Genomic DNA, 13,108 nt, shown 5'->3' on the forward strand with positions numbered 1-13,108 from the left:
CGTCTGAGTGGTGTGACCTTCGAGGAATACGTCAGCAGTCGCGGGCCGGCGCTCGTCCGGCTGGCCCGGCTGCTGACCGGTGACGAGCACCGGGCCGAGGACCTCACCCAGGACGTGTTGGCGCGCGCCTACGTGCACTGGCGGAAGATCGCCCGTGCCGACCACCCGGACGTCTACGTACGCCGGATGATGGTCAACGCCAACACCTCCTGGTGGCGCCGCCGATCCAGCAGGGAGTTGGCCACTGCCGAGTTCGCCGACCGGCCGGGGCGCGGCGACCTGGGCGGCGATGCGGCCGACCGGGACGAGGTGTGGCGGCTGATCCTCGGCCTGCCCGACCGGCAGCGCGCGGTGCTCGTGCTGCGCTACTACGAGGACCTCGACGACCTGACCATCGCCCAGATTCTCGGCTGTTCCCCGGTCACCGTCCGCACCCATGCGATGCGGGCGCTCAGCCAGCTGCGGGAGCGCCACGGCGTTCCCACGACGAACGGGAGCCGGCCGTGACCGACCTCGACGAGCGGATCGCACGGGCACTCCGGGAGCAGGCCGACGGGCCGGTGGACACCGACAGCCTGCTGACGGCGGCGGTGAACGGGGGACGGGCCCGTCGGCGGCGGCGACGTGCCGTCATCGGGGCAGCGCTCGGCGTCGCGGTGCTGCTCGGGGCGGGTGTGGCACTGCGTACGCCGTCAGCCGCGCCGCCGCAGCCAGCCGTCACGCCCAGCCCGGTAGTGGTCACGCCGCCCCGGGCACCGGGGGTTCCGGGGGCAGCGGAGCGCCCCGCCCTGATCGGCACGGACCCACGGTTGCTGCACTTCGGGGTCGATCCGGCAGCGGCGATGCCGGTCGCCTGGCGCTCCGCGGGCCAGGTCGAGAGCATGCGACTGGATCTGGGTGGCGGCGTTCAGGCGATGGTGATCGTTGCCGCTGACCCACTGTTGGCCGAGACCGGCGACCCGAGCCAGGTTCGTGACGTCGGCCCCGACAGAGCGGGCGCCGGCACCAGCGACAGGGATCCTGCCTCGCCCGGCCGGGGCGTCGACGCCGCGTCGAGGTACAACGGGGTGGTACGTCAGCTCGACAGGGTCACGAAGGGCTGGGTGCTGCGCTGGCAGCCCGTCCCGGGCCTGTACGTCCGGGTCGCGGCTCTCGGGGAGACCAGCGCCGAGGTCTCCCGGGCGGCGGCGGCGCTCCGGTTCGACGAAGCCCGCCGCTGTGTCGCGCCGGTTCGATTGACCGCCTTGCCCCCGGGTGCCCGGATCAGCGCGTGCGAGGTGGCGGTGCGGCAACTGTTCTGGCCCCGCATCGTGAATGTGGCGGGGACCACGACGCCGACGCAGATGCCCGTTGCGGCTTCGAACGACACCGAAGCGGCGTTGACAGTCGCTCTCCAGGGTGCTGCCACATTGCCGGTGCGGCTCACCTACTCACCCCGCCCATCCTCGCCCGACCGGGCCAAGGCCAACCGCAGGATCGCCGGCAGGCCAGTGTTCGACATGGGCGACTTCTGGCACGTGCTCGGCATCCCGAACACCCTGCTGTCCATGGGGCACGAGAACCGCTGGGAGCGGTCGCCCACGGACGCGGAGGTCAGCACGGTTATCGGCGGGCTCCGGGTCGCCGACGACCGTGGCGAGCCGGCCAGCTGGGAGTGACCGTAACCTTGGTGACTGTGAGCCCCCGTCGCAACCGCCCTCGCCGGGACGAGAACGCCAACCTGGACGCCGACCGGGTCCGGCAGGGCGTCGCCTCGGTGCAGCAGTGGACCGACGGTGCCTGGCAGGTACGCGGCATCGGCGCTGGCGCGTCGGTCAAGACGTACCGCTGCCCCGGTTGTAACCAGGAGATCCCACCTGGGGTGGCCCACCTGGTCGCCTGGCCGGCGGACGGCCTGGGCGACCTGACCGACCGGCGGCACTGGCACAGCGGCTGCTGGCGGGCCCGGGAGCGGCGCGGCCCGGCGGTGCAGCGTGGCCGGGGCTCCCCGCGCTACTGAGCGACCGGGCCCGGTAGCGACCTGGGTCACCCTGTTCGTGCCTGGGCGGGCGGCGGCGGCGACTTCGCGACAGACTTGGGCGGTGAGCACAGCGATCCGCGCGTCGTCGATCCTGCCCGGCCGCCGGGAGGACATCGAGCTGCACACCGCCGACGGTCTGCGGCTGGTCGGTGAGCTGGCCCTGCCGGCCGACCGGCCGCCGGTGGCCACCCTGGTCTGCCTGCACCCGCTGCCGACCCACGGCGGAATGATGGACAGCCACGTGTTCCGCAAGGCGGCCTGGCGGCTGCCCGCGCTGGCCGACCTGGCGGTGCTGCGGTTCAACACCCGGGGCACCAGCAGCGTGCGGGGCACCAGCGAGGGAGCCTTCGACGGCGCGGTGGGCGAGCGGTACGACGTGGCCGCCGCCATCGAGTACGCGGAGTTCGCCGAACTGCCCAACATCTGGCTCGTCGGCTGGTCGTTCGGCACCGACCTGGCCCTGAAGTACGGCTGCGACCCGACGATCGCCGGGGCGATCCTGCTCTCCCCGCCGCTGCGCTTCTCCGCCCCCGAGGACTTGGCCACCTGGGCCAACTCGGGCCGGCCGTTGGTGGCGCTGGTGCCGGAGTTCGACGACTACCTACGCCCCACCGAGGCGCGGGAGCGGTTCGCCGCGGTGCCCCAGGCCGAGGTGGTCGGGGTGCCGGGTGCCAAGCACCTGTGGGTGGGCGACGCGGAGACGGTGCTCGACGAGATCGTCCGACGGGTCAACCCGGCCGTCGAGGTCCCGCTGCCGACGACCTGGGACGGCCCGATGGAGGCCGGTGACGTCAGCGCGTACGCCGACCGGACGGTGGCCGCCTTCGCCGACACCCCCGTCCCCGGCCCGGCTGCCACCAAGGCGGACTGACCCGCCCGTCCGCGGCCCGGCCGCCGGTCGGGCGGGCCGACGCTCAGCGGCGCTCCTGGCGGGGCAGCACCACCTCGCGCAGGATCAGTTGCAACGCGGCCACAGTGGGGATGGCGATCAGCGCGCCCACCACACCCAGCAGCGCCACCCCGAGCAGCGCGGCCAGCAGGGCTGCCACCTCGTTGACCTCCACCGAACGCCGCATCACCTTCGGGTAGATGAGGTAGTTCTCCACCTGCTGGTAGATCAGGAAGAAGACCGCGCAGGCGATGCCGGTGGGCAGGTCGGCGGCGAAACCGACCAGGCTCACGATCACCGCGCCCAGGGTGGCGCCGATCTGCGGGATCAGGTCGGTCACCGCGACCACCACTGCCAGCGCGAACGGGTACGGCAGGTCGACGATCAACGCGAAGACGAAGGTGGTCGCGCCGGCCAGCACCGCGATGCTCAGCGCGCCGACCATGTACGAGCCCACCTTGGCCAGGATCTCGTCGCCGATCAGCTGCACCCGCTGCCGCCGCGACCGGGGCACCAACGAGTAGCCCAGCGAACGCAGCTTGTCGAAGTACGCCAGGAAGTAGATGGTCAGCACCAGCACGGTCAGCGTCCGGAACACCGTGCCGAAGATCAGTTGTGCGCCGCCCAGCACCCCGCCGAGCGCCCGTCCGACCGTCTCCGCGTTGGCCGCGCCCTGCACCCGCTCCACCACGTCGTACCGCTCGACCAGGTCATTGACCGTCGGGTTGCGGCGCAACTCGTCGAGCAGGCTCGGGATCTGGTCGATGAACTGCCCCGACTGGGTGACGATCGGCGGGACCAACGCCACCACGCCGCCGCAGAGCAGCAGCACCACAGTCAGGGCGACCCCTGCCACCGCCAAGCCGTGCGGTACACCCCAGCGGCCCAGTCGGACCACCGCCGGGTTGAGGCCGACCGCGAGGAAGAGCGCGATCACCACCAGCACGAGGATGCCGCCGGCATTGCGAATCCCCAGATAGAGGGTGTACGCCAGCAGCACGCCCAGCGCACCGGTGAAGCCGATCAGGAAGCTGCTGCGGCGCAGTGGCCGCCCCGGTGTGCCGAACTTCCCGGACGGGACCGCCGGCGGCTCGTCCGGGTCGACCCCCGGGACGGGGACCGGCACCGGGGGTGGCGTCTCCGCTGGCTGTGGGGTTACCGCTGGCTGTGGGGTTTCCCCTGGCTGTGGGGTTTCCCCTGGCGGGGGACTGGGGGTCACGTCCGGCTCGTCGCCGGACGGCTTGTGCTGTGGCACCAGGGACCTCCCGGCTCAGGCCGTCGGATGACGGGCGACGGCCACGAACGCCCGCCACGCGGCGGGCGCGAACACCAGCACCGGGCCAGCCGGGTCCTTGCTGTCCCGCACCCCCACGACCCCGGGCAGATCGTCCGCCACCTCGACACACTCTCCGTTGCCGCTACGGCTGGACGTGCGCCAGAGCGCGCCGGTCAGGTCCATGAGGTCACAACTTCCTTCATCAGCGCGATCGACTGGCGGCGAGACAACGCAGCGTTTCTGATCATCTCCCAGCGCGCCAGCAGCGTAGCCACCTCATGGTCGCCATCGACCACGAGACAGTCAATCTGATGCTCCATGTGCCCCACCCAACCACCGTCGGCGCCTCGGGCCAGATTGAACGGTCCGGAAAGGCCGACGTGCAGTCCGATGTCGGCCGGAACGCTGCCGCATCCGTGCAGATCTTGGACAGTTTCCGTTAGGCCGTGACGGAAACTGTCCAAGATCTGGTGGTGGGGCGACGCTCAAGGGCGAAAGCTGTCCGGATGCTGCCCGCCGACGACGCCGACGCACTCGACTGGCTCGCCTTCGAGCAGGCGGGCGTGCTGACGACCGCGCAGGTCGCCGGGTTGCTCAGCGAGGGGCGGGTGCGGGGCCGGATTCGCTCCGGTCGGTGGCGGTCGGTCTGCCGCGGGATCCTGCTGGCCGGCAACGGTCGGCTCACCCGCGACCAACAACTCTGGGTGGCGGTGCTGGCGGCCGGGCCGGGGGCGGTGCTCGCCGGGGTGTCCGCCGCTGCCGAAGCCGGGGTACGAGGACTGCGACGCGAGCCGCTGCACGTGCTGGTGCCGGCAGCCCGTCGTGCCGCGCGGGCCACCCTGCGTCGACTTCCGATCGACATGCCCGCGGTCCTGGTCCACCGCACGACGGTCCTCCCCGAGGCCCATCTCCAACGTGCCCGCCCACCGCGTACCACCACGGCGCGCGCCCTGGTGGACGCGGCGGGCTGGGCGGCCGGTGTGGACGAGGCGCAGTCGGTGCTGGCCGCCGGTTGCCAGCAACGCAGGGTGCTGCCCGAGGAGTTGCAGGCGGTGCTCGACGTTCTCCCTCGGGCTCCCCGTCGACGGCTGATCGGGCAGACCGTCGGCGACATCGCGGGCGGCGCGCAGGCGCTCTCGGAGATCGACTTCCTGCGGCTGTGCCGCAGGCACCGGCTGCCCGCCCCGGACCTGCAGGAACACCGGGTCGACGCGGCCGGCCGGAACCGCTGGCTGGACGCGTACTGGCGGGAGTGGCGGGTGCAGGTGGAGATCGATGGCGCGCACCACATGGACGCCAAGCAGTGGGCGGCCGACATGCGTCGGCAGAACGACGTCTGGACCAGCGGCGACCGGATTCTGCGCTTTCCGGCCTGGCTGGTCCGCGCCCGCCCGGACGAGGTCGCCGACACCGTCCGCCGCGCCCTCATCGCGGCCGGCTGGACCCCCACCGCGCCCGTACGCCACTCGACGCAGAAATGAATCTTGGACACTTTCCGTCAGCCGCTGACGGAAAGTGTCCAAGATTTCGAAGCTTCGACGGGCGGGGTGCCCGTCACTCCTTCTCGATGGTGACCTTGCTGGGCTTGGCGCTGCGCTCGTCGGTGGTCGGCTTGGTGGGTCGCTTGCCGTTCTCACCGGTGCTAGTGATCTTGGTGGGCTTGGCGCCCCGGCCGCCCTCGCCCGGAACGGCGGCCACTGTCGGCTCCCCGTCCACCCCGGCGCTCGCCAACCCACCGTCCACTGTGGTCATCGGCTCGGCCACCGGCCGCGTCGTGGACTGCCCGGACTCGTCCGCACCGGCGTTCACCGGCTGCCTGGTGTCGGCGGGCTCAGTCTTCAGCCCGGTGCCCGTACCCGACCCGGAGGCCGCGCCGGCGGCAACGCTCACGCCGTCGTCGCCACCACCGGGCACGCCCTCGCTCGCGCTGGCGTCGCCGGCCGGCGCGGTCGGGCCGTCGATCGGACCGGCGACACTCTGCAACCGCAGCTCGGACATCTGACGCTGGAACTCGTCGGACTCCTGCCGCGCCTTCCAGGTCTCCTGCCGCAGATCCGCCAACTGCTGCTGGGCCTGGGCGATCTCCAACATCACCTGGGCCAACTGCTGACGGCCCGCCGCCGACTCCTGCTGGGTCGCCGCCAGGTGCTGCTGGGTTGTGGCCAGGTGCTGCTGCGTGGTGGCCGCGTACTCCTCGAACTGCCGCCGGGACGCCGCGACATGCTCGTCGGCCTTGCGGCGCTTGTCGCTGGCCTCGGCCTCGGCCTGGCTCAGCAGCTCGGCGGCCTCCGCCTCGGAACGCTGGCGCAGCCCCGCCGCATCCTGCTCGGCCGCCTGACGGACGCCGGCCGCGCCCTGCTCGATCTCGTTCTTGCGAGCCGTGTACTCGGTCTCCAGCTCGTTCTTCCGAGTGGAGTATTCGGTTTCCAGCTCGTCCCGACGGGTGGTGAACCCGCTCTCCAGCTCCTGCTGACGGCTGGCGAGCCCGGCCTCCAACTCCTGCTGGCGCGCCGCGTGTTGCTTGTCCAACTCGTCGCGGCGCTTGGCGAACTCCTGCTCGGCCGCGGACCGCCGCTGCGCCAACTCCCGGTCGGCCGCCTCCCGACGGGAGTTGACCTCCTGCTCCACACCGGCCCGCCACGCGCCCAGCTCCTGCTGGGTCTGCGCCCGGGTGTGCTGCACGTACGCCTCGGTCTCGGTGCGCATGCGCTGCACGTACGCCTCGGTCTCGGCCCGGCTGCGCTTCGCCGACTCGGTGGCCTGCGTCGTCAGCCGCTCGGCCTCCTGCTGCGCCTTGGCGCGGGTGGCCCGACCGGCCATCGACGCGTCGTCGATGATCTGCTTGGCCTCCTGCTGCGCCTTGGCATGGGTGGCCCGCCCGGCTTCGGTCGCGGTGTCGGTGAGCCGCTTGGCCTCCTGGAGTGCCTTGGCATGCACCTCCTTGGCGGCATCGCGCAGATCGCTGGCCTCCTGCCGGGCGTTGGCCAGCGTCTCGCGGGCCGTCTCGCGCAGCTTGGTGGCCTCCTGCTGGGCCCGGGTGTGGATCTCCTTGGCGGAATCCCGCAGCTGGGTGGCCTCCTGCTGGGCCTTCGCCAGAGCGTCCTGTGCGGCCTTGCGCAACTGCGCCGACTCGTCCTTGGCCGACCGCAGGGCCGCGTCCGCCTCGGCCCGCTGTGCGGCGCTGTGCCGCTCCTCCTCCGCACGTCGGGCGGCGAGGGCGATCTCGAAGTCCTTCAGAGCCCGCGCGGCCTGCTCGCGGGCCTCCTCGATGATGTGCTCGGCCGCGGCACGACGGGCCTCGATCTCCCCGTTCGCGTCGCCGAGGATCTGCTCCGCCTGCTCCTCGGCGAGAGTGAGGATCGACTCGACCCGCGGGCCGAGGTGCCGGAAGGACGCCCGGTCGACCACGTTCATCTGCTTGCGCACCTGGGTCAGGTCGCGCTGGAGAACCTCGACCTGGCCGGCGAGCTTGTGGATCTGTGTATACGCCTGTTCCCGTTCGGAGGCGAGGGTCGCGATCTCGTGCTCAGCACGTGCGACATAACGGTCGACCTGTTTCTTCTCGTACCCCCGCAGAGCGGACTCGAAGCTGGGCTCCGTCGTCACGTCCCCGCCGAGAGCGAACAGTTCCTCGCCGTGCGACATGCCCCCATCCTCACACGCAACGGGCCCTGCTGGGGCGATACGGACGGGCCTTGTGGGAGCTACTTCACTCCGTTGCGGTCAACGAATACCAGGGGTTAGGAAACGCATACGGCGCGAGGTGGCACCGGTTACCCGGTGTCACCTCGCGCCGTCGATGCCCCTACCTGACGCCTCGCGTCAGCCGGCGGTCTCCGCGGGCACCCGCTCCTGACCACCATCGGTCTTCTTTGCTGCTTCCGGCTTGGCAGCCGGAGCGGCCTGCGCCGGCATTCCCGGGACGATGCCGGCGAGGCCGGAGAGCATCTGACCCAGCTGCGACGTGACAGCGTCCTTCTGTCGGGTGAGGTCCTCGACCTCGCGGCGGGCGGCCTGCGTGGTCAGCTCCGCCTCGGTGCGAGCCTCGGTGAGCAGGCGCTGCGACTCGGCCTTCGCCTCGTTGAGGGTCTTCTCCGAGTGGGCCTTGGCCTTGTCGACCGTCTCGGCGGCGTTGCGCTCCGACTCGACCCGCCGCGCCTCGGCGCGCTGCTCGATCTCCTTGGCCCGCTCCTGCGCGGCCCGCGCACGCTGCTCGGCCTCGCTGACCATCTTCTGCGTCTGCGCGACCTGGGCGGCGTGCCGCTCGGACTCCTCGCGCTCGGCCTTCTCCCGCCGCTCGGCCAGCTGGAGCTCCAGGGCCTGCAGGTCCTTGTCGCGCTTGTCCCGCGCGTCGGTGAGCAGCTTGGTCGCCTCGGCGCGCTTCTCCTCAGCCTCGCGGGCGGCCTTCGCCCGCTGCTGGGTGATCTCCCGCTCGGCGGTGGCCCGCAGGGTGGCGACCTCCCGCTCGACTGTCGACTTCAGCTCGGCCACCTCGTGCGCGGTGACCGTACGTAGCTGCTTGGTCTCCCGGTCGGCGTCGGCGCGCAGCGTGTCGGCCTCGCGGCGAGCCTGCACCCGGACCTCGGCGGCTTCGCGCTCGGCGGCCGTACGCAGGTTGCCCGCCTCGCGCTCGGCGCTCGCCTTCATGGCGGCGGCCTCGGCGCGGGCCTTGTCGGTGATCTCGCGAGCCTCGAGGCGGGCGGCGGAGAGGATGCCCTCCGACTCGCGCTTGGCCTCGTTGCGGTGGTCGTTGGCCTGCTCCTCGGCGAGCCGGAGGATCTGCTCGACGCGCGTGCCCAGCCCGGAGAGGGTGGGCCGGCTGTTCTCTTCGAGCTGCTTGTTCGTGTCGGTGAGCTTCTGCTCCAGCGCACTCATGCGCTGCTCGGCCTGGCGGAGCCGACGCTGGGCGTCGTTCATCCGCTGCTCGGCCTCGGCACGGGCCTGCTCGGACTGGGTCAGCGCGGCGGTCATCCGGCCGAGGAAGTCGTCGACCTGATGGGTGTTGTATCCGCGCAGGCCAACGGTGAAATCTGGCTGCGAGTTCGCGTTATCGAAGAACGCGAGAGGGGAGGACTGCTGCTGGGGCATTGGGACATACTGGCAGACGCCCCAGGGTGCTTCGCAAGAGCGGTGCGAAGCTTTCGTGCCCTCTTTACATGGTCAACTCCCGCGATCGGCGAGGTTGGACCAATCGGCGATCTTGGCAGGTCCTGGCGGGTCGGACGCCACGCAGCGTGACGCGGAAAAGGGCCCCGGGGTTACCCCGAGGCCCTTTGTTCGATCCGGGTGGCTTATCCGCTAATGGGGGCGGAAGAACAATGAGCGATCAGCGCAATGGTCATCCAGCGTTCCACCGTCCGGCCGGGACCCGCCTCGGCGCTCCGGATGCCGGTCGACGACCCCGGGCCGGCGGTGCCGGTCAGTCACCCCGGGCCGGCGGTGCCGGTCAGTGACCCCGGAACCGGTTGATCGCGTCCTCGTGCCGGGCCCGCAACTCCCCGTCACGTACGCCCAGTCCGTCGGTGGGCGCGAGGCAGCGCACGCCGACCTTGCCCTGGTGGGCGTTGCGGTGCACCTCGTACGCGGCCTGGCCGGTCTGCTCCAGCGGGTAGGTGCGGGACACCGTCGGGTGCACCTTGCCGAGCGCGACCAGGCGGTTGGCCTGCCACGCCTCGTGGTAGTTGGCGAAGTGGCTGCCCACGATCCGCTTGAGGTGCATCCACAGGTAGCGGTTGTCGTACTGGTGCAGGAAGCCGCTCGTGGAGGCGCAGGTGACGATGGTCCCACCGCGCCGGGCCACGTAGACGCTGGCGCCGAACGTCTCCCGGCCCGGGTGCTCGAACACGATGTCCGGGTCCTCGCCGCTGGTCAGCTCGCGAATCCGTTCGCCGAAGCGCCGCCACTCGTCCGGGTCCTGGGTCTCCTCGTCCTTCCAGAAGCGGAAGCCCTCCGCGGCCCGGTCGATGACCAGCTCCGCGCCCATCCGGCGGCACAGTTCGGCCTTCTCCGGCGAGGACACCACGCAGACCGGAATCGCGCCGCCGTTGAGTGCCATCTGGGTGGCGTACCCACCGAGGCCGCCGGAGGCGCCCCAGATCAGCACGACGTCGCCCTGCTTCATGTTGGCGCCGTGGTGCGAGACGAGCTGCCGGTACGCGGTGGAGTTGACCAGCCCGGGACTGGCCGCCTCCTCCCAGCTCAGGTGCCGTGGCTTGGGCATCAGCTGGTTGGCCTTGACCACCGCCAGCTCGGCCAGCCCGCCGAAGTTGGTCTCGAAGCCCCAGATCCGCTGTTGCGGGTCGAGCATCGTGTCGTCGTGCCCGGCCGCGTCCTCCAACTCGACGGAGAGGCAGTGCGCGACAACCTCGTCGCCGGGGGCCCAGCGGGTCACCCCGGGGCCGGTGCGCAGCACCACGCCGGCCGCGTCCGAGCCGACCACGTGGTACGGCAGGTCGTGCCGGCGGGTCAGCTCGGAGACCCGGCCGTAGCGCTCCAGGAACTTGAAGGTGGGCAGCGGCTCGAAGATGCTGGTCCACACCGTGTTGTAGTTGATCGCGCTGGCCATCACCGCGATCAGCGCCTCGCCCGGCGCCAGCTCCGGCGTCGGCACCTCCTGCACGTGCAGGGCCTTGCGTGGGTCCTTGTCCCGGGTGGCCATGCCGTCGAACATCCGGGCTTCCTCGGCGCGGACCACCACGCCCCGGTAGCTCTCCGGTACGGGCAGCCCGGCGAGGCCGGCGAGTTCGCGGTCCGGATCGTTCGATTCCTCCGCCGCCATGATCGCTTCGAGGATGTCCTGCACGGTGACCTCCGGTTCATCCGCACCCGCACGGGCCCGGGTGCTGCCATCGTCGGCGCCGGTGGGGCACGACCGCCATGTCGGCATTCGACACATCCGGCACCGGTCGCGCTCCTGTGGGGCCGGACGTTACTGAACGGTAGCTAGGCCGGGAAGTCCTCTGTGAAAAACTGCATCCGCCGATGCGTGAAGGTGTCCAACCAGCCCGCCAACCGCGCACTGACGTGCGCGCACCAGGGCCCCGACGGCCACCACCCCCTGGTTGATCAAGAGCTTTCGGTCACCTGCGGGGCGCGGGATGACGCAAACCTCGTGATCAACCAGGGGGTGGATGGGCGGGGCAGGGGTGGGGTCAGTGGGGGGTGGGGGCGGGTTGGACCAGTTCGACGAGGACGCCACCGGCGTCCTTGGGGTGGACGAAGTTGATCCGGCTGTCCGCGGTGCCACGCCTCGGAGCGTCGTAGAGAAGGCGCATGCCGCGCTCGCGTAGCGCCGCGCAGGCCGCGTCGATGTCCACCACCGTGTACGCGACCTGCTGCACGCCCGGCCCGTTGCGGTCCAGGAACTTCGCGATCGTCGACTCCGGGGTGAGCGGGGCGAGCAACTGCACGCAGCCACCCTCGGTGGTCGGCCCGACGGCCAGCATCGCTTCCCGGACGCCCTGCTCGGTGTTGGTCTCCACGTGAACGCAGCGCATCCCGAACGTCCGCTGGTAGAAGTCGATCGCGGCGTCCAGGTCGGCCACGGCGATCCCGACGTGGTCAATCTTGCGAAGTCCGATGTCTGTGACGTAGTCCGCACCGGGCTCGACGGGGGAGTTCTCTGCCATGGCGCTAGTCTGGCCGAACAATCGTTAAGGCGTACAGCTCGGCACCCCCTTCGGAGGCAGGCATGGCTTCGGTGATCGTCAGCGGCGCGCGGACCCCGATGGGCCGGCTGCTGGGCAACCTCAAGGACCTCCCGGCCACGAAGCTCGGCGGAATCGCCATCAAGGCGGCGCTGGAGCGTGCCGGCGTCAGCCCGGACCAGGTCCAGTACGTGATCATGGGCCAGGTGTTGCAGGCCGGCACCGGTCAGATCCCGGCTCGGCAGGCGGCGGTCGAGGCCGGCGTGCCGATGTCGGTGCCGGCGCTGACCATCAACAAGGTCTGCCTCTCCGGCCTGGACGCGATCGCCCTGGCCGACCAGCTGATCCGCGCCGGCGAGTTCGACATCGTGGTCGCCGGCGGCATGGAGTCGATGACCAACGCCCCGCACCTGCTGATGGGCCAGCGCACCGGCTACAAGTACGGCGACGTGGTGGTCAAGGACCACATGGCACACGACGGGCTCAGCGACGCCTGGGACTGCTGCTCGATGGGCGAGTCGACCGAGCGGCTCGGTGCCAAGCACGGCATCTCCCGCGAGGAGCAGGACGCCTTCGCCGCCGCCAGCCACCAGCGGGCTGCCGCCGCGCAGAAGAACGGCCACTTCGCCGACGAGATCGCCCCGGTGGTCATCCCGCAGCGCAAGGGTGACCCGCTGGTGATCACCGAGGACGAGGGCATCCGTCCGGACACCACAGTCGAGTCACTGGCCAAGCTGCGCCCCGCCTTCGCCAAGGACGGCACCATCACCGCCGGCAGCTCGTCGCCGATCTCCGACGGCGCCGCCGCGGTGCTCGTGATGAGCAAGGCCAAGGCGAAGGAGCTGGGGCTGACCTGGCTGGCCGAGATCGGTGCGCACGGCAACGTGGCGGGCCCGGACAACTCCCTGCACTCGCAGCCGTCCAACGCGATCAACCACGCCCTGAAGAAGGGTGGCCTGAGCGTCGCGGACCTGGACCTCATCGAGATCAACGAGGCGTTCGCGCAGGTCGGCGTCCAGTCCACCCGGGACCTCGGGATCAGCCCGGAGAAGGTCAACGTAAACGGCGGCGCGATCGCGCTGGGGCACCCGATCGGCATGTCCGGCGCGCGTCTCGTCCTCACCCTCGCCCTGGAGCTGAAGCGGCGCGGCGGTGGCACCGGTGCGGCCGCGCTGTGTGGCGGCGGCGGCCAGGGCGACGCGCTGATCATCCACGTGCCGGGCAAGGCCGAGACCAGCCAGTGAGCGCGAGGAGTGAGCCGGTCTTGCGAGCCCCGC

Annotated in this window: 13 protein-coding genes; 6 read left to right on the forward strand and 7 right to left on the reverse strand. The window is 71.2% G+C overall.

Features of this window, described 5'->3' with window-relative positions; all coding sequences use genetic code 11:
* Positions 1-12 precede the first annotated feature (12 nt).
* From AB0C19_RS15255 to AB0C19_RS15270, 4 genes are all read left to right on the forward strand, one after another.
* Positions 13-507 carry a SigE family RNA polymerase sigma factor gene (locus AB0C19_RS15255; RefSeq protein ID WP_357184897.1) on the forward strand — a complete coding sequence of 165 codons (495 nt, stop codon included), beginning with the start codon at positions 13-15 and terminating at the stop codon, positions 505-507.
* Positions 504-1,658, forward strand: coding sequence for a hypothetical protein (locus tag AB0C19_RS15260; RefSeq protein WP_357184899.1), 1,155 nt, complete (start codon positions 504-506; stop codon positions 1,656-1,658). The genes AB0C19_RS15255 and AB0C19_RS15260 overlap by 4 nt, the downstream gene beginning before the upstream one ends.
* An 11-nt stretch (positions 1,659-1,669) precedes the next feature.
* Complete coding sequence (locus tag AB0C19_RS15265) at positions 1,670-1,999, forward strand: ATP/GTP-binding protein (RefSeq protein WP_124821217.1); 330 nt, start codon at positions 1,670-1,672, stop codon at positions 1,997-1,999.
* Between the two features lie 82 nt (positions 2,000-2,081).
* The gene (locus AB0C19_RS15270) at positions 2,082-2,891 is read left to right on the forward strand and encodes an alpha/beta hydrolase (RefSeq protein ID WP_330438868.1); all 810 of its coding nucleotides are present in this window, start codon (positions 2,082-2,084) and stop codon (positions 2,889-2,891) included.
* Between the two features lie 43 nt (positions 2,892-2,934).
* Here AB0C19_RS15270 and AB0C19_RS15275 read toward each other — a convergent pair whose 3' ends face one another.
* From AB0C19_RS15275 to AB0C19_RS15285, 3 genes are all read right to left on the reverse strand, one after another.
* Positions 2,935-4,035 (reverse strand): AI-2E family transporter, encoded by a 1,101-nt coding sequence (locus tag AB0C19_RS15275; RefSeq protein ID WP_357184904.1) that lies wholly within the window; start codon positions 4,033-4,035, stop codon positions 2,935-2,937.
* A gap of 144 nt (positions 4,036-4,179) precedes the next feature.
* On the reverse strand, positions 4,180-4,368 hold the full coding sequence (locus AB0C19_RS15280) for a DUF397 domain-containing protein (protein ID WP_357184907.1): 189 nt from the start codon (positions 4,366-4,368) through the stop codon (positions 4,180-4,182).
* Positions 4,359-4,649, reverse strand: a complete 291-nt coding sequence (locus tag AB0C19_RS15285; RefSeq protein WP_357184910.1) for a Scr1 family TA system antitoxin-like transcriptional regulator — start codon at positions 4,647-4,649, stop codon at positions 4,359-4,361. The genes AB0C19_RS15280 and AB0C19_RS15285 overlap by 10 nt, the downstream gene beginning before the upstream one ends.
* A 42-nt stretch (positions 4,650-4,691) precedes the next feature.
* Here AB0C19_RS15285 and AB0C19_RS15290 point away from each other — a divergent pair, with 42 nt between their 5' ends.
* On the forward strand, positions 4,692-5,666 hold the full coding sequence (locus AB0C19_RS15290) for a hypothetical protein (RefSeq protein WP_357184913.1): 975 nt from the start codon (positions 4,692-4,694) through the stop codon (positions 5,664-5,666).
* A 73-nt stretch (positions 5,667-5,739) separates the two neighbouring features.
* On the opposite strand, the gene AB0C19_RS15295 is transcribed toward AB0C19_RS15290, so the two are convergent.
* The 4 genes from AB0C19_RS15295 to mce all read right to left on the reverse strand — a co-directional run bounded on the left by AB0C19_RS15295 (position 5,740) and on the right by mce (position 11,813).
* Positions 5,740-7,830 (reverse strand): hypothetical protein, encoded by a 2,091-nt coding sequence (locus AB0C19_RS15295; RefSeq protein WP_357184916.1) that lies wholly within the window; start codon positions 7,828-7,830, stop codon positions 5,740-5,742.
* A gap of 177 nt (positions 7,831-8,007) precedes the next feature.
* Entirely contained in the window at positions 8,008-9,273 is a 1,266-nt protein-coding gene (locus AB0C19_RS15300) for a DivIVA domain-containing protein (RefSeq protein WP_091405818.1), read from the reverse strand.
* A gap of 358 nt (positions 9,274-9,631) precedes the next feature.
* Complete coding sequence (ccrA, locus tag AB0C19_RS15305) at positions 9,632-10,987, reverse strand: crotonyl-CoA carboxylase/reductase (RefSeq protein ID WP_238677326.1); 1,356 nt, start codon at positions 10,985-10,987, stop codon at positions 9,632-9,634.
* A 349-nt stretch (positions 10,988-11,336) separates the two neighbouring features.
* Positions 11,337-11,813 (reverse strand): methylmalonyl-CoA epimerase, encoded by a 477-nt coding sequence (gene mce, locus AB0C19_RS15310; RefSeq protein WP_112621592.1) that lies wholly within the window; start codon positions 11,811-11,813, stop codon positions 11,337-11,339.
* Between the two features lie 62 nt (positions 11,814-11,875).
* Between mce and AB0C19_RS15315 the strand changes: the two genes are divergently transcribed.
* Positions 11,876-13,075, forward strand: coding sequence for an acetyl-CoA C-acetyltransferase (locus AB0C19_RS15315; protein WP_328652378.1), 1,200 nt, complete (start codon positions 11,876-11,878; stop codon positions 13,073-13,075).
* The last annotated feature ends 33 nt before the right edge of the window (positions 13,076-13,108 follow it).

Origin of the sequence: Micromonospora sp. NPDC048842 (genome assembly GCF_040649935.1) — a bacterium.
Classification (GTDB): domain Bacteria; phylum Actinomycetota; class Actinomycetes; order Mycobacteriales; family Micromonosporaceae; genus Micromonospora; species Micromonospora hortensis.